Here is a 16,725-nt window from a genome sequence, read left to right as displayed (position 1 = left end):
CTGATGCAGGCCCCGGAACGGGCCTGCAAGGAGTTTGTTATGCAAGAAGCAACATCAATACAGCTTCAGCCACCTGCTTTGCCCAAAGGCGGCGGTACGCTACGCGGAATGGGGGAATCCCTTTCTGCCACAGGTCCGGACGGTACGGTATCTTTTACCGTCCCATTGCCTGTTTCACCCGGGCGTGGATTTGCGCCCGAACAGGCACTGACATACAGCAGTAGTGCCGGTAACGGTCCTTTTGGCATGGGTTGGGACTGCCATATTCCTATGTTCAGCCTGCGTACAGCCAAAGGAGTACCGCAGTACAATGGCAAAGATGAGTTTATCGGCCCGGATGGCGAAGTCCTGGTCCCGGTGGTAGATGATGCAGGGAATCCCGTTCGCCGAATCGACTCTATGGGTGACCTGTCTTGTGTCGTCACACGTTGGCAACCGCGTGTAATCACTTCTCCTGACAGGCTGGAATACTGGCAACCTGGTGCCAGCAGTCACGAACAGCCCTTCTGGGTAATGATGTCACCGGATGGGCAACGCCACCTGTTTGGCCGCACATACCGGGGGCGCATATCTGACTCACAGGATGAAAGCCATATCGCCGCCTGGTTACTGGAGGAAAGTGTCAACCCGACTGGCGAACATATTTGTTATACCTGGCGTGAAGAAGATGATGCCGGGTGCGATAAGGACGAACTGGAACAACACCCGGATACCTGGTCCGGGCGTTATCTCGCCAGGGTTTGTTATGGCAATATTCAGGTGGAACCGTCATTTATGCTGGCTTTTGGTGAGATGCCAAAAGACAGTGAGTGGTTGTTTTATTTGGTTTTTGATTATGGGGAGCGCTCACATTCGCTCAATGATGTTCCGGCATTTACTCCTGGCGGAAGCTGGTCATGCCGCCCGGATTGCACCTCTCGCTATGGTTATGGTTTTGAAATCCGTACACGCCGCCTGTGCCATCAGATACTGATGTATCACCGTCTGGAAGCTTTGGCCGGGCAAATAAATGAACATGAAGAGCCCGCGCTGGTTTCCCGACTGATACTGGAATATGACCTGAATGCCAGTGCAGCGTTGTTGCTGAGTGTCCGCCAGGTTGCACACGAAGCAAATGGGTTGCCAGTCGCACTGGCACCGCTTGAGTTTGACTATCAGCGTTTTATTCCGGAAATGAGTACGGACTGGCAGGTAGCACCGCAACCTGGCAAGCTGAATGCTTACCAACCGTGGCAGATGGCTGATCTGTATGGCGAGGGGATCCCGGGGATTTTATATCAGGATGCGCCGGGAGCCTGGTGGTATCAGGAGCCAGTCAGAGACCCCTCAGACCCTGAGGGAGATAACGTTGCTTATGCTGAACCCGCTCCACTGCCAAAAATTCCGACCCAGCAAGAACAGGCTGTCCTGATGGACATTAATGGAGATGGCGCACTGGAGTGGATGGTGGCGATGTCTGGTGTACAGGGCTACCATGCCATGCAACCGGAACGGACATGGTCGGCATTTATACCGCTCAATGCCGTGCCGTTGGAATACTTTCACCCGCAGGCGCAATTTGCTGATATTACTGGCGCCGGTTTACCGGATTTAGCCCTGATAGGGCCCCGTAGTGTGCGTTTCTGGGCCAGTGAACGCGAATACTGGTCTTCAGGCATTAATGTTGAACAGCTCTCCCGGCTGCCTCTCCCGGTACCCGGGCGTGATGCCCGTCGCATGGTGGTTTTTAGCGACATGACAGGATCGGGCCAGTCCCATCTCACTGAAATCAGTGCAGATTCAATTCGCTATTGGCCAAACATGGGACATGGGGTATTTGGCGAGCCAGTGACGATGTCCGGTTTTCACATTGATGAAGATATCTTTAATCCGGAAAGGTTATATATGGCGGATCTGGATGGATCCGGGACCAGTGACCTGATTTATGTCAGCCATGACCATCTGTCGTTGTATCTTAATGAAAGTGGTAATCGGGTCGCTGAGCCAATACAAGTAGCACTGCCTGAGGGGCTCTTTTTTGATGATACTTGCCAGTTACAGGTTGCTGATATTCAGGGGCTGGGCGTCAGTAGTATTCTTCTGACACTCCCGTACATGCAGGTAAAACACTGGCGTCTTGACCTGGTTACGCGCAAGCCTCTGTTACTGAACGCGATTAACAATAATATGGGGGCGGATACAGCACTGAGCTATCGCAGCTCCGCCCAGTTCTGGCTTGATGAAAAGCACCAACGGAGCCAACAGGGGCGTTCAGCTGGCTGTTACCTGCCATTCCCCGTTCACTTACTGTGGCGCACGATGGCGTTGGATGAAATCAGTGGTAATCGCCTGACCAGCCAGTTCTCATACCGGCATGGAGTCTGGGATGCTCGTGAGCGGGAATACCGGGGATTTGGTTGTGTCGAGCAAATGGATACCACTGTACTGGCAACCTCTTCGCGGGGCACCGCAGTGGATAACCCTGCTCCCGCACGCACCATTAGCTGGTTTACTACTGGTCTTGACGCGGTGGACAGCCAACTGCAAGCGGAATTTTGGTCTGGTGACAAACAGGCCTTCCCGAAATTCAGCCACCGTTTTACGCTGTTTGATGTGGCGACAGCTCAGGATATTGCAATAATACCCGATGATGAACAGCGGTACTGGCTGGCCCGGGCTCTCAAGGGAACCGCTTTACGCAGTGAGCGCTACGCAGAAGATGGTACAGGCCAGGCAGGCATTCCCTATACGGTGAGTGAGTCCCGCTCTCAGGCCCGGTTGCTGAGTGGAGTCGCAGGTTGTGATCCAGCCATTATGGTGTCGGTTATTGAATCCCGCGACTGGAATTATGAAAGGGTGGCGACAGACCCTCAGTGCTCGCAGCACATCGTGATGAGGCAGGACGAAAATGGGTTGCCCTGTGATAGTCTGGATATCGCCTACCCCCGGCGTAACAAACCGGCAGTTTCACCTTATCCGGACAGATTACCGGAAACGTTGTTTGATTCCAGCTATGACGAGCAACAACGGCTGTTACGCATCACCCGCATCCGCAGTACCAGCCATACACTGTCGGGCGAAAATGTCTGGATGCCCGGACTTAATGACATCACCCGAAATGATGTTTGCGTGCTTGAGCCTGAGAATGTTCCAGCCTCTGGCATCACCCTGGAATGGTGTCTGGGAGAAGGCCGCCCCCTGCTGCCGGGGGGAACAGTACAAAACTATGCAGGCCATTCCCGCGTGGTATACACCGGCGATAAAGGCGAAGCGATGTTTCCACCGCTTGTCGCCTGGACTGAAGTCGCCTGTCTGGATGAAAAAGCGCTGGCCGCATTCGATGGTGTGTTCAGCGAGCAAGAACTTTCAGCGCTACTGGATGAAAGTGGTTACTATCCTGTAGCCATTCCGTTTGATGACAGTGATAGCTCCGTTTATGTCAGCCGCCAGGCCGTGGTGACATATGCCGATGAACGCGGGTTCTGTCGCCCACTGACGCAACGCCAGACTATGTTAACCGGCGCTATCTCACTGGGCTGGGATACGCATTTCTGTACTGTTACCAGTACCACTGATGCGGCCGGGTTGCGAGTTACTGCCGAATATGATTATCGATTCCTGGCACCTTCGAAAACAACTGATGTGAATGACAATGTCACTCTGGCCCGCTATGACGCCCTGGGGCGTATCGTATCAACGCGTTTCAGTGGTACAGAAAATGGGCAAAAAGCAGGCTATACATTACCGGAGAATGAGACTCGCCCCTTCACCGAACCGGTTACCATCGAAGGGGCTTTATCACTGACAACGGGTATTCCTGTCGCGGGCCTGCTGGTCTACTGTCCACTCAGTTGGATGCCCAGAGCCACAGAAGGCAGCATCAGGACAGAAGATGGCTACATCCCTCGTCTTACCTGGCGACGAGTGCATGGTCGTGGTGATGCTCCGCATGGACAGCCGCCGCATGTTATGTCGGTGGTGACTGACCGCTATGACACTGATCCTGAACAACAGTTAAGGCAGTCCATCAGTTTCAGTGACGGATTCGGGCGCCTGTTGCAGGCAGCGATGCGCCACGAAGCCGGTGAGGCGTGGCAGCGTACAAACAGTGGTGCGCTGGCCTCTGATGCCTCGGGACCACTCATTACAGAAACTGACTTTCGCTGGGCTGTCACCGGGCGTACGGAGTATGACAGCAAAGGGCAGCCTGTCAGGACATATCAGCCGTACTTTTTAAATACCTGGGAATATGTCAGTGATGACAGCGCCCGCCGGGATCTTTTTGCTGATACCCATTGTTATGATCCTCTGGGGCGCGAGGTTCAGGTTGTGACAGCGAAAGGCTGGGTTCGGCAGGTGCTTTTGACTCCCTGGTTTGTCGTCAGCGAGGACGAGAACGATACGCTGGCTGAAAGCCTCTAACAGAGCAGCCCCGGGCCCGGGGCTGCGTGACTCTCTCTTTCAGGAGAAATCCATGGAAACTTTACTGTTCAGTAACACTCCGTCGGTGGCAGTTCTGGATAACCGGGGACTTGGCGTGCGGGAGATAGCATACCATCGCCACCCTGATTCACCGGACATTACCGACGAACGCATCACCCGTCACACCTTTACCCCGGCGGGGCATCTGCTGATGTCCCGCTCACCGCGCCAGTATGACCTGATTCGGAACGACCCTTCTGTCTTGCCTGACCGGGAGGTAATTTCCTCTCTGACTGGTCAGCCACTGAAGGTCACCGGCTGTGACGATGGCACAACCCTGGCTTTTCATGATGCGGCTAACCGGCCTGTGCTGGCTGTCTCGGCCGGAGGGATTACCCGCCGCTGGGGTTATGAAGGGCCAGAACTTCCTGGCCGCCTGTTGTCTGTAACTGAATCGCGCCCCGGGCAAAATCCTCATCTGCATGAGACGCAAGGGTGGGGAAGTAATACACAATATGAAAAGGACAATAACCTTGCCGGACAGTGTACCGAGCGTCAGGATGAGACCGGGCTGTACTGGCTGACATCCGTCTCTCTCACCGGACAACCTCTGACCCGTATGCAGCAACTCCTGGCGGATGACGACGAAGAAGAGGATCGTGCCTCCCGCCTGCCTCAGGAATTGCTCTACATGTATTACACGTATGATGCGACCGGGGAATTACTCACACAAACCGATGCCCGGGGTAACCGCCAGCGCCAGGTTCTGGATGTCGCGGGTCTGCTGAAGCAAAGCTGGTTGACACCTGTGGGGGGAACTGAACGGGCGATTCTGCAGTCGGTCCGTTACTCTGCGGCCGGGCAAGTGCTGGAAGAAGTACATGGTAACGGCGTGGTCACCACATATACCTATGAAGCACAGACGCAGCGCCTCACCGGAATTAAAACAGCACGCCCGGCTGGTCATTCTTCAGGGGCTAAAGTGTTGCAGGACCTGCGCTATGAGTACGACCCGGTGGGGAACGTGGTGAGCGTGAGCAATGACGCAGAAGCGACCCGGTTCTGGCGTAACCAGAAAGTGGTGCCTGAAAGCCGGTATGTCTACGATAGCCTCTACCAGCTGGTGCGCGCCATTGGGCGTGAGATGGCCGGAGTCGGTCAGCAGAGCAGCTCGCTTCCCGATGTAACTCTCTTCGATAATGCCACATATACGAATTACACCCGCACCTGGACCTACGACAGCAACGGTAACCTGACGCAGATACGGCACAGTGCACCGGCAACAGGGAATAACCACACCACGAATATCACCGTCAGCAACCGGTCGAACCGTGGAGTTATCAGTGACCTGGCAGCGCATCCGGAAAATGTCGAGGCTCTGTTCAGCGCTGGTGGGCATCAGTTGCAACTGCTGGCAGGGCAGGTACTGCACTGGACACTGCGTGAGGAATTGCACCGGGTGACTCTGGTAAACAGGGAAGAAAGCAGTGACGAGGAAGTATACCGGTATAATGCTGATGCTAAGCGCGTGGTGAAGACCCGAACACAAGTAACGGGAAACAGCACACAGACAGAAGAAGTGGTGTATCTGGAGAGCCTGGAACTGCGCAACACATACCGTGGAGTGGTACAGACAGCGGAACTGACGGTGAGTCTGGCGGGAAAAGCCCGGTTACTCCACTGGGTAAGTGGTAAGCCAGAGAATATCAGCAATGATCAGATACGGTACAGCCATGGAAGCCTGAATGAGAACTGCAGCCTGGAAACGGACGAAAATGGTCTGCTTATCAGCCTGGAAGAATATTACCCGTTTGGCGGAACTGCGGTGTGGGCGGCACGCAGTGCAGTGGAAGCTGAATACAAAACCATCCGGTACTCAGGCAAGGAGCGCGATGTAACAGGGTTGTATTACTACGGCTACCGCTATTACCAGGCGTGGGCAGGCCGCTGGCTGAGTGCTGATCCGGCGGGGACTATTGACGGGCTTAATCTGTTCAGAATGTGCCGTAATAATCCGGTTACCTACCGGGATCCTTTTGGACTGGATCCGGATAGTGAAGAGGATACCGTTGCGACATTATTTACCCCTGAAAAATTAGAATTATCTCCTCATATAAAAAATATATTAGATGCGAAAGCACAACAAAAAGAAGGTAAAGAAAAAAAACAGTACAATATCTTATTTATTAGTGCCAAAAAGAATAAGAATTCGTTTGATCCCAGATCATCCGATATCGCGACGACTGAATTTTCAAGGGAAAGGATGAGTTACCTGATGCATAAAGGCCATAATGTTAAGGGAGCCTATGTTAATACTGCGGAGGAATTCAAAGAGACATGGAATGCTATTGGAAAAGGAAGTTTGAAAGATATTAACAAGGTCATTATTGATTATCATGGTGCTATAAGCCCCAAGCGTGGGCATGAAAGCGTCTTAGTTCTTTCAACAGACCCTCAGATACTATTATTTGACAGAAAAGATATTGAAAGCCTTGAAGAGAAATCTACGGTGGATGTTGTGTCGTTAGCAGCTTGTTACAGTGGTTTTGTTGAAAGGTTTAACCCAGCCGTTGGTTTTTTGGATAAATTGACTAAACCCGGTGCTCATACTGTTGGATTTGATGCACAAGGTGATAATAATAGAAGTAAGATGAAAACACTCAGGCATGCTGATCCTGGTGATCCATTTACTAACGCACTCTCCGCTTTAAAAGTTGAACGATTCCAGTACGGGCGTGTGAAGTATAAAAAAACCTCAGACAATGAGTTCCAAATTGATTATAAACCAGGATTTAAGGAGATGAGCAAGGTCTTACCTCGTTCCCAATATTTTAACTAATAAATTTACTATTAGGTGTTCATGGTCTGAAGTTTTCAGGGCATGGGCACCTGTAACCCCCCTAAAAACCAGCGCATACCTGCGCAATTGCCTTTACCTGAATACACTCTTCCAGCAGACAGCACGTTCAAACGTTATAACTCTACTGTGCAGTTTCTGTGCCTGGTTAGCGCTCTTTTTCAACAGCCCGGGAAACAGTGGATTACGGGCAAAGACGCCAGTTGACACTCAATATCACAATATGGCGGTTTATTACTGATTATAAGAGAACTATGGTTTTGACAGGATTCAGAAGAGGTACATATGGCGTCCCCAGCAGGAATCGAACCTGCAACTAGCCCTTAGGAGGGGCTCGTTATATCCATTTAACTATGGGGACGGGCGGCAGTAGTATACCCGTTTTCACCGCCACGTTAAGCGCTTAGCGGTTTGTTTGCTTAATAACTCGCCACTCAGCGGTTCAGCGTTGGGGTTTTTTAAACCGCCATGGCTCTTTGCCTTGTGGGTGTCTGGCTGGTATTGCCGCACGGTCGTTGCGAATTTGTACATGGCTTAACAAAGCAAAAATAAAAGTACCTCCCAGAATATTGCCAGCCAGTGTGGGCAGGGCAAATGGCCAGAAAAAGTCATGCCAGGGAATGACATCGCGCATGGCAAGGTAGAGAATTTCCACTGAACCCACCACTATATGCGCGGTATGGCTCAAGGCCATCAGCCATGTCATCAAAATAATCACCACAATTTTGGCTGAACCGGCGGCGGGTAACATCCATACCATGGTGGCGATAATCCAGCCTGCCAGCATGGCGCTCACCAGCATTTCACCGGGTGATTTTTGCATCACCTCCAGGCCAGAAGTGAGAAACGCTTCTTGTGTTGGGGCATCAAAACCGGGCATAACGGAAAAGGTAAAGGCGACCACCAGGGTACCAATTAAATTCCCGGCAAGGACAACCCCCCACAGGCGTAACAGCAGCAAAATATTACTGCGGGTGGGCAGTTGCATTACGGGTAAAACCGCGGTAACGGTATTTTCAGTAAATAATTGCTGGCGGGCTAAAATAACAATCATAAAGCCGAAGGAATAACCCAGATTTTCCAGTAAAAAATGCCCTGGTACGCCTTCCAGATACCGGGTGAATAACCCCCTTGCCAAAAAAGATGCGCCCATGGATAAGCCTGCTGCAACACCAGACCAGAACAAGGCCAGAGGCTCCCGTTCGAGCTCTTTTTCTCCTTCCTGGCGAATACTTTCATGCGTTGCCATCGCCCGTGAGGGCAGGTTTGCTTCATCCACCACAATATCTGAACCGCGCGCCCGTTCTTTACTGTCTACCTGCAAACGGTCGTCATCAGGTTGGGAAGACTTATCCTGCATCGTTGGTACTCCCTTCAAAACGTTCAGAATATAAGCGTAGTGGGTTCGCCTGAATGGCGCAAAAATGCAGATTAATCGGACTAAACGCAGCACCCGGTGCGTAGACTTAATGAGTAAGAGTGTTACAATCGCAGCGTATTTTCATTCTGGTAATAGTAAAAACATGCCCGGAGTGTGAATTACGGCTGTTACATCCGTAAAAAAAGTAATAGGTGTAGTTTTTGCTGTTTTACTTTTCCGTAATCCCGGTATGATTTTTCTTATACGGCTACTATTAATAATGCAACAACCAGAATCCTTGGCTCAACACTGCCACCTTATAAGTGGTTGCGCTATTTAACAGGGAGACACCTATGAATTTTCGCCTGACCAGCCTGGCGATGGCGGTTACGGTTCTGGCCGGGTGTGCCAGCCATCCTGATGAACAGGGGCGTTCAGACCCACTGGAAGGTTTCAACCGCACGATGTTTTCCTTCAACTACGATGTGCTGGATCCTTACGTTGTTCGTCCAGTCGCTGTGGCCTGGCGTGATTATGTTCCACAACCTGCCCGTAATGGGTTAAGCAACTTCACCAGCAACCTCGAAGAGCCGGCAACCATGGTGAACTACTTCCTGCAGGGCGACCCGTATAAAGGCTTCGTGCATTTTACGCGTTTCTTCCTGAACACCTTGCTGGGTATGGGCGGGTTTATGGATGTGGCGGGGATGGCTAACCCCAAACTTCAGCGTGAAGTGCCACACCGTTTCGGGAGCACCCTTGGGCACTATGGCGTGGGTTACGGGCCTTACGTAGAATTGCCGTTCTACGGGAGCTTTACCATACGTGAAGATGGCGGGCAGTTTGTTGATGACCTCTACCCGGTTCTGTCCTGGCTGACCTGGCCGATGTCTATTGGTAAATGGACTATTGAAGGTATTGAAACCCGTGCTCAGTTACTGGATTCCGATGGCCTGTTGCGCCAGTCCAGCGATCCTTACGTGATGGTGCGTGAAGCCTACTTCCAGCGTTATGACTTTATTGCCCGTGGCGGCAAACTGAAACCTGAAGTGAACCCAAATGCCGCAGCCATTCAGGGTGACCTGAAAGAGATTGATTCACCGTAATTGCCAGCATGATGGCGTGATTTAAGTGATATACATTAAAAGGGTGAGCCTGTGCTCACCCTTTTGCGGTTATGTCTGGCAAAACTATCAGAAGCGGTAGTTGAAGTTAGCGCCGTACAACCAGGCCTTACCATTGGATTCAAACTTGTAAGGGCCTTCCTGAATTGTAACGTGCTGACCATGCATGTAAGACATACCAACATCAACAGACGCATCCGGCGTGATGGCATAGGTTGCCCCAGCGCTCAGCCACAAACGGTCCTGGTCAGGAATTGAGATGGAACGCGTGGCTGCGGGAACCGGGCTGTCATCAAAGGCGATACCCGTACGCAGCGTCCAGGTATCATTCAGGTAGTAGGTTGTCCCCAGAGCAATACGCCACGCATCTTTGTATTTTTCGTCTTTCTGGAACAGGACACCGCCGTCGTTACCTGTGGCTTTCAGCTCCTGGAACTGGCTCCAACTGGTGTATGTCAGGCTGTAGTGGACTGCCCATTTCGGCGCAACGCGGTTATAACCTGAAAGCTCCCACATTTCCGGCAGGTTCAGTGTTAAAGAACCATCGACAGTTTGCCCGTTGGTTCCGGCAGGTAAGCCCATACCAGCGTAGATAGCCTGCAGGTTACTGGGCAGCGCACTGGAAGGCGGCAGAGAACTTTTATAATCACCGTCGAAGTCGACTTTCACTTCAGAGCGGTATGTAAAGCCGTAGCGGTTGTTTTTATCCAGCTCGTACAAAATACCGGCATTCCAGCCAAAGCCCCAGGCATCCCCTTTCAGGTGGGCAATTTGGGTATTTGCCGGAACATTCAAATACTGTGCGTAAGCCGGGTATTGCGCTGCAGCCATCAGGCCCGCATCCCCGGCATAACGTTCAATTTTTGCTTTGGCAAATACCGCGTCAAACCCTAAACCGAAACTCCAGTGCTGGTTCAGACGGTAGGCACCGCTCAAATTCAGGTTAAGGGTTTCCAGGTCTGTTTTACCGCCCAGGGTGCCAGCAGCGTAATTATTACTGTATTCGGTTGCGAGACCATAATTGGAGGTAATTGATGCCCCCCAACCGAACTGGTCATTAATAGGTGCGACGAAATGGAAATTGGGCACCCAGGCTGTTGGCGCGATATTTTTGGCATCAAGGCTCTGCCCGCTGGGGGACTTACCAGAAATATCAACGCCCGGGTCAACAAACACGGCACCCAAAGACATAGTCGGGCGGTCAAACAGCATGATAGTTGCCGGGTTACGGCTGGCAGAACCGGCATTATCACCAATGGCACCTTCGCCGGAATAAGCCCGGCCAAGGCCAGAAGAAGAAAACTCATTTAACTGGAAGCCAGCTGACCAGGCCTGAGTTGATACGACAGCCACTGCAATAGCAAGAGCACATTTGGTAAAACGGGGTTTCTGACTCATACCCAAAACCTCATTCTCATCGATTATTGTTATTAAAACAATGTTACATGTGGTAACAGGAGCGCGAAGTGTAGGGTCTGACGATGTACAGAGAAATCAGACCAGTGGCGTGAGTATAGGTCTGACCAGTCACTATGTTGCAAGTTTGTTTATAATATTTTTCAAATATGTTTAATAAAACGCGAACTCCATAGCAAAAAACAGGTCAGATTCGGTCAAGTGAATAACTCCGGGTTGTTTTGCATCGAAATGATGTGTGATTTTCATCACTATCAGTAACCGAAGCACACAAGAACTCATGGCTACATAAACGATTAAACAGTATTAAGTTACACCAGCCAGAGCGCAGGGAGGGGGTAATGAGCCAGAGTAAAGCGCAACAAATGCCAGTATGCAGTTGTGTTGATGTGGGTACGATTAAGGACAATGCAGATTATGTTGCCACCATGTGCCGGGTATTTGACTCCAACAAGAAGTGGAGCCGGAATCTTGCCAGATAACCTCACCCATGGGAGATGAAGCAAGTGATGTGCTCATCCTTCACTCCTTGCTCTCCGGCGCAATTTCGTGTTTTGCCTCGCACTTTTCCCTCATTACAGTTGGCGTAGTGTAAAAATTTGGTTAAAACTTTTATCAGGTCAGACCACTTTGCGCTAATTATTCGATTTGGGGAGCTTTATGAAACAGTCGCTGCCACTGGTTACTCGCCAGGGGGATCGTGTTGCATTTATTGCCGGGTTAAGAACACCGTTCGCACGCCAGGCTACTGCGTTTCATGGTATACCCGCTGTTGAACTGGGAAAAATGGTGGTGAGTGAACTACTCACTCGCAATGAAATAGACCCGCAACTGGTTCAACAGTTGGTATTCGGCCAGGTGGTACAAATGCCGGAAGCACCCAATATCGCCCGGGAAATTGTCCTGGGAACCGGGATGTCAGTGCATACTGATGCTTACAGCGTCAGCCGTGCTTGTGCAACCAGTTTCCAGGCTGTCGCTAATATTGCCGAAAGTATTATGGTTGGCACCATTCATACTGGAGTTGCGGGCGGGGCGGATTCATCTTCTGTTCTGCCGATAGGGGTGAGCCGTAAGCTGGCAAAAACGTTGGTTGATATCACAAAAACACGCTCAGTCGCGCAACGCCTGAAACTTTTCTCGCGCCTGCGCCTGCGCGACCTGATGCCAGTCCCTCCTGCTGTCGCGGAATACTCCACGGGTTTACGTATGGGTGACACCGCGGAACAAATGGCCAAAACACACAGTATTTCCCGTGAAGATCAGGATGCCCTCGCTTACCGTTCACACCAGCTTGCAGCACTTGCCTGGCAGGAAGGCAAATTGAATGATGAGGTCATGACCGCTTTTATTCCTCCTTATACAGCCGCTTTTCACCAGGATAATAATATTCGCCCGGAAACTTCGCTGGCAGATTATGCCCGCCTGCGCCCGGCCTTTGATCGCAAGCATGGCAGTGTGACTGCGGCAAATAGTACGCCGCTCACTGACGGAGCATCGGCTGTCATTATGATGGCGGAGTCACAGGCAAAATCACTGGGCTTGCAGCCATTAGGCTACCTGCGCAGCTATGCGTTTACCGCAATTGATGTTTGGCAGGACATGTTGTTGGGGCCAGCCTGGTCAACGCCGCTGGCACTCTCCAGGGCAGGAATAACTCTTGCCGACCTGACGCTGTTTGATATGCACGAAGCCTTCGCCGCACAAACGTTGACGAACCTGAAGTGCCTCGCCAGCGATAAATTTGGCCGGGATGTGCTGGGGCAGAGTGGCGCAACCGGCGAAGTCGATATGGACAAGTTTAATGTGCTGGGCGGTTCACTGGCCTACGGGCACCCCTTTGCAGCAACAGGCACACGAATGATTACGCAGACACTTAATGAATTACGCCGTCGTGGTGGTGGGCTTGGGCTGGTCACGGCTTGTGCCGCGGGTGGGCTTGGTGCGGCAATGGTACTGGAGAGCGAATAATGGAACAGATTTCCGCATTTAACCTGGCGGTGGGCCCGGACAATATTGCCATTGTGACTATTGATGTCCCGGGCGAAAAAATGAATACCCTGCGGGCGGAGTTTGTTAATGAAGTAAAAAATTTGCTGGGTGAACTGAACGCACTGAACGAACTGGAAGGTGTGGTTCTGATTTCCGGTAAGCCAGATAACTTTGTCGCCGGGGCAGATATTCGCATGATTGAAGCCTGCCAGACCGCCGGGGAGGCCAGCCAACTGGCTCGTGCCGGGCAGCAGGTTATGGCGGAATTAAGTAGCTTACGGGTTCCGGTGGTTGCGGCTATTCATGGGGCCTGCCTTGGCGGTGGACTGGAACTGGCGCTGGCCTGCCACAGCCGGGTATGTTCCGATTCCCCGCAAACCCAGTTAGGTTTGCCTGAAGTGCAACTAGGTTTATTGCCGGGGTCGGGCGGTACACAACGCCTGCCGCGTTTGATTGGGCTTCCTGGCGCACTGGACATGATCCTGACAGGGAAATCGTTACGCCCACGGCAGGCTAAAAAGTGTGGTCTGGTTGATGATGTCGTACCACAAAGTATTTTGTTGGCAACGGCGGTTTCCCTGGCCAAAAAAGGCTCACAACCTGCACAACCGCTACCGTTGAAAACCCGTTTCTTAGCGGGGAAGCTGGCACGAACGCTTATTTTTAATACCGCCCGTAAAAAGACCCTGGCAAAGACTCAGGGCAACTACCCGGCGGCAGAGCGCATTCTTGATGTGATGGAAACCGGGTTGTCATCTGGCATGACAAATGGCCTTGCTGCGGAAGCTCAGGCATTCGGTGAACTGGCAATGACGCCTGAATCGGCGGCACTACGCAGCCTGTTTTTTGCCAGCACTGACCTGAAAAAAGACCCGGGGAGCGCCACGCCACCCGTCAGCGTTAAGCGCGTGGGGGTGTTGGGTGGTGGGTTGATGGGCGGTGGCATTGCCACTGTTACCGCAACTAAAGCCGGGCTGCCGGTGCGCATTAAAGATATCAATGACAAAGGGATTAACCACGCATTGCAATATGCCTGGTCAATGCTGGATAAAAAAGTTCGCCGTCGCCACCTGACCGCTTCTGAGCGTAATCTGCAAATGGCGCGCATTTCCGGTGGTACTGATTACCGTGGATTTGGCCAGTGTCAGTTGGTTATAGAGGCGGTATTTGAAGATTTGGCGCTGAAGCAAAAAATGGTCAGTGAAATCCAGGAACACTGTGCGCCAGACACTATCTTTGCTTCAAATACATCGTCATTACCCATTGCAGAGATAGCCCGCGGGGCTGATGCACCGGGAAGGGTTATCGGTCTACACTACTTCAGCCCGGTAGATAAAATGCCGTTGGTGGAAGTGATTCCCCATGCTGGTACCGATGCGGAAGTGGTTTCCACAGTGGTGGCGCTGGCTAAAAAACAAGGGAAAACGCCGATTGTTGTGGGCGACTGCGCCGGGTTTTACGTGAACCGTATTCTCGCGCCCTATATTAACGAGGCGATTCGTTGCCTGGCTGAAGGTGAGCCCATCGAACATATTGATAATGCCCTGGTTAAAAAAGGATTTCCGGTTGGGCCACTACAGTTGCTGGATGAAGTGGGTATTGATATTGGCACGAAAATCATGCCAGTACTGGAAACTGCTTATGGTGAGCGTTTTGCTGCGCCGCAGTCGGCAGTCAGGGCAATTTTAGGTGATGACCGCAAAGGGCGTAAAAATGGACGGGGTTTCTACCTGTATCAGGCGAAAACCAAAAATCCATTTAAAGCGAATAAAAAACAACCAGATACATCGGTTTATTCTGTGCTGGGCGTAACGCCACGGGTGAGTAAACCTGGCGAAGAAATAGCGGAGCGCTGTCTGTTTTTGATGCTGAATGAAGCCGCCCGTTGTCTGGATGAAAACGTGCTGCGTTCTGTACGTGATGGCGATATTGGCGCGGTGTTTGGTATTGGTTTTCCGCCTTTTCTTGGTGGACCATTTCGCTATATGGACAGCCTTGGGGCAAGTGAAGTCGCTACTCGTCTGACCCAGCTTGCCGAACGTTATGGCGAAAGATTTACGCCGTGCGGGCTTTTGCAACAAATGGCAAAAGAAGGTGAGTTTTTTTGGCGAAAAAATGAACCTGTCCAGTGACAGAGAACTCTAAGTTTTTGTAAAAGTGACTGCAAATAACGACAGTGTGGTTATTTTATAAACGGATATTGACTATCCTTACAGCAATGCGGTAAAACACACCGTTCAATTTGATGTATGGATAAGGCACAATGCCCGACCCCCTGTTAGCGCGTACGGATTGCGGTTGGTTTCGTGCGGGGTGAGCAGGTGTTTCTGGTTAACAAAAGCGGTGCAATATGCAAGTTTTTATCATGCGTCATGGCGACGCGGCGCTCGATGCCGCCAGTGATGCGGTTCGTCCTCTCACTCAGGTGGGGATTGACGAATCGCAGATGATGGCGACCTGGTTAAAAGGTCAGCAGGTAGAAATTGGACGTGTTTTGGTGAGTCCATTTTTGCGTGCGGAGCAGACACTGGATGTTGTGAGTCAGCAACTTTCTCTGCCAGGCGAGAAAGAAACAATGCCTGAGTTGATGCCTTGCGGCGATGTGGGCCTGGTGGGGTGTTATCTCCAGGCACTGGCAGAGCAGGGTGAAAAGTCTGTGCTGGTTATCTCTCACTTGCCATTGGTGGGGTACCTTGTATCAGAACTGTGCCCGGAGGAAACGCCTCCGATGTTCTGTACATCGGCGATTGCCTCCGTCACTATTGCGCCGGAAACGGGCAAAGGGGCATTTGAATGGCAAATCAGCCCGTGTAATTTAAAAGTGGCAAAAGCAATTTAATGTCTGAACACTTAAGAGCCGCTTGCCGGCTCTGCGTGTTTCTGGGTTCAGGGAAGTTCAGGTGGCTGCCACTCATCCACTTCAATCAATACCAGTAATGCCGCATCGCCACCCCACTCTTTGGGGGCCTGGTGAAACGCCATAACGTGCGGGTGCTGGGCCAGCCATAATGGGGTCTGTTGCTTAAGGATATGTTTTCCGTGCCCATGCATTACGCAGGCGCAATACACATGTTCCCGGCGGCAGGCAGCAATTAGCGCTCCCAGCTCTTGTTTGGCCTGCAGTTGTGTTAACCCATGTAAATCCAGCATCAAATCTGGCGTGTAGTCGCCACGGCGCAGTTTTTTTAGCTCAAAATGGCTGATATCTTCACGGACATAACGCACCGGCCCTTCACTGGAAAGCAGAGGTTGAAATTCATCGGAAAAATAGTGGCTGGCGTCAACTTGCTCCTGGACCAGGCGTTTTACCGGCATTTCAGTGACTTTCTTGCGTACCGGTCTGTGAACAATCGTGTCCTGAGCCAGTTTCCGGGTGCCACGCATTAATTCACGAAACAGCGCCTGGTCTTCTGTACTCAACTGCGCTTTTTTCTTCATATCTTTTCATTCCTGTCATGCAATACTTGCCAGTTTACCTGCTTTAATGGTTGCAATTAAATAAAACCGCCAATTTCAGCTCTGTGGCGCGCCCTGATGCTGATTTATCGCCGGGTTCGTGGCAAACTAGCGGCCGA

General features: G+C 51.6%; 10 protein-coding genes and 1 tRNA gene. 7 read left to right on the top strand and 4 right to left on the bottom strand.

Annotated elements, in window-relative coordinates:
- The first annotated feature begins 39 nt into the window (after positions 1-39).
- Positions 40-4,401 (top strand): SpvB/TcaC N-terminal domain-containing protein, encoded by a 4,362-nt coding sequence (locus A9B99_RS05375; RefSeq protein ID WP_064595296.1) that lies wholly within the window; start codon positions 40-42, stop codon positions 4,399-4,401.
- Between the two features lie 52 nt (positions 4,402-4,453).
- Positions 4,454-7,240: an RHS repeat protein gene (locus tag A9B99_RS05370; protein WP_064595295.1), complete on the top strand. Its 2,787-nt coding sequence runs from the start codon at positions 4,454-4,456 to the stop codon at positions 7,238-7,240.
- 304 nt (positions 7,241-7,544) lie between these two features.
- Here the strand turns inward: A9B99_RS05370 and A9B99_RS05360 are convergent.
- Together A9B99_RS05360 and A9B99_RS05355 are read right to left on the bottom strand one after the other, a co-directional pair.
- Positions 7,545-7,619 (bottom strand) — tRNA-Arg (locus A9B99_RS05360).
- Between the two features lie 81 nt (positions 7,620-7,700).
- Entirely contained in the window at positions 7,701-8,618 is a 918-nt protein-coding gene (locus A9B99_RS05355; RefSeq protein ID WP_064595291.1) for a formate/nitrite transporter family protein, read from the bottom strand.
- Positions 8,619-8,971: 353 nt separating this feature from the next.
- Here A9B99_RS05355 and mlaA point away from each other — a divergent pair, with 353 nt between their 5' ends.
- A complete protein-coding gene (gene mlaA / locus A9B99_RS05350) occupies positions 8,972-9,724 on the top strand; it encodes a phospholipid-binding lipoprotein MlaA (protein ID WP_064595290.1) in 753 nt (250 codons plus the stop codon).
- Positions 9,725-9,811: 87 nt separating this feature from the next.
- On the opposite strand, the gene fadL is transcribed toward mlaA, so the two are convergent.
- Positions 9,812-11,140, bottom strand: a complete 1,329-nt coding sequence (gene fadL / locus A9B99_RS05345; RefSeq protein WP_064595288.1) for a long-chain fatty acid transporter FadL — start codon at positions 11,138-11,140, stop codon at positions 9,812-9,814.
- A 359-nt stretch (positions 11,141-11,499) separates the two neighbouring features.
- Between fadL and A9B99_RS23765 the strand changes: the two genes are divergently transcribed.
- The 4 genes from A9B99_RS23765 (at position 11,500) to sixA (ending at position 15,989) form a co-directional block, all read left to right on the top strand.
- Positions 11,500-11,640, top strand: a complete 141-nt coding sequence (locus tag A9B99_RS23765; RefSeq protein ID WP_156518986.1) for a DUF406 family protein — start codon at positions 11,500-11,502, stop codon at positions 11,638-11,640.
- 178 nt (positions 11,641-11,818) lie between these two features.
- On the top strand, positions 11,819-13,129 hold the full coding sequence (gene fadI / locus A9B99_RS05340; protein WP_064595286.1) for an acetyl-CoA C-acyltransferase FadI: 1,311 nt from the start codon (positions 11,819-11,821) through the stop codon (positions 13,127-13,129).
- On the top strand, positions 13,129-15,282 hold the full coding sequence (gene fadJ, locus A9B99_RS05335) for a fatty acid oxidation complex subunit alpha FadJ (RefSeq protein WP_064595284.1): 2,154 nt from the start codon (positions 13,129-13,131) through the stop codon (positions 15,280-15,282). Before fadI ends, fadJ begins: the two co-directional genes overlap by 1 nt.
- Positions 15,283-15,500: 218 nt before the next feature.
- Positions 15,501-15,989, top strand: a complete 489-nt coding sequence (gene sixA / locus A9B99_RS05330) for a phosphohistidine phosphatase SixA (protein WP_064595282.1) — start codon at positions 15,501-15,503, stop codon at positions 15,987-15,989.
- A 47-nt stretch (positions 15,990-16,036) separates the two neighbouring features.
- Here the strand turns inward: sixA and smrB are convergent, their stop codons facing one another.
- A complete protein-coding gene (gene smrB, locus A9B99_RS05325; RefSeq protein ID WP_064595280.1) occupies positions 16,037-16,588 on the bottom strand; it encodes an endonuclease SmrB in 552 nt (183 codons plus the stop codon).
- Positions 16,589-16,725: the final 137 nt, after the last annotated feature.

Source organism: Mangrovibacter phragmitis (assembly GCF_001655675.1).
GTDB lineage: Bacteria > Pseudomonadota > Gammaproteobacteria > Enterobacterales > Enterobacteriaceae > Mangrovibacter > Mangrovibacter phragmitis.
Note: the sequence above shows the minus strand (reverse complement) of the source record. Positions and strands in the feature narration are given on the sequence as shown.

Coding starts and splice junctions, on each gene's coding strand:
- A9B99_RS05375 (WP_064595296.1), top strand. CDS start 40: ATGCAAGAAGCAACATCAATACAGCTTCAGCCACCTGCTTTGCCCAAA.
- A9B99_RS05370 (WP_064595295.1), top strand. CDS start 4,454: ATGGAAACTTTACTGTTCAGTAACACTCCGTCGGTGGCAGTTCTGGAT.
- A9B99_RS05355 (WP_064595291.1), bottom strand. CDS start 8,618: ATGCAGGATAAGTCTTCCCAACCTGATGACGACCGTTTGCAGGTAGAC.
- mlaA (WP_064595290.1), top strand. CDS start 8,972: ATGAATTTTCGCCTGACCAGCCTGGCGATGGCGGTTACGGTTCTGGCC.
- fadL (WP_064595288.1), bottom strand. CDS start 11,140: ATGAGTCAGAAACCCCGTTTTACCAAATGTGCTCTTGCTATTGCAGTG.
- A9B99_RS23765 (WP_156518986.1), top strand. CDS start 11,500: ATGAGCCAGAGTAAAGCGCAACAAATGCCAGTATGCAGTTGTGTTGAT.
- fadI (WP_064595286.1), top strand. CDS start 11,819: ATGAAACAGTCGCTGCCACTGGTTACTCGCCAGGGGGATCGTGTTGCA.
- fadJ (WP_064595284.1), top strand. CDS start 13,129: ATGGAACAGATTTCCGCATTTAACCTGGCGGTGGGCCCGGACAATATT.
- sixA (WP_064595282.1), top strand. CDS start 15,501: ATGCAAGTTTTTATCATGCGTCATGGCGACGCGGCGCTCGATGCCGCC.
- smrB (WP_064595280.1), bottom strand. CDS start 16,588: ATGAAGAAAAAAGCGCAGTTGAGTACAGAAGACCAGGCGCTGTTTCGT.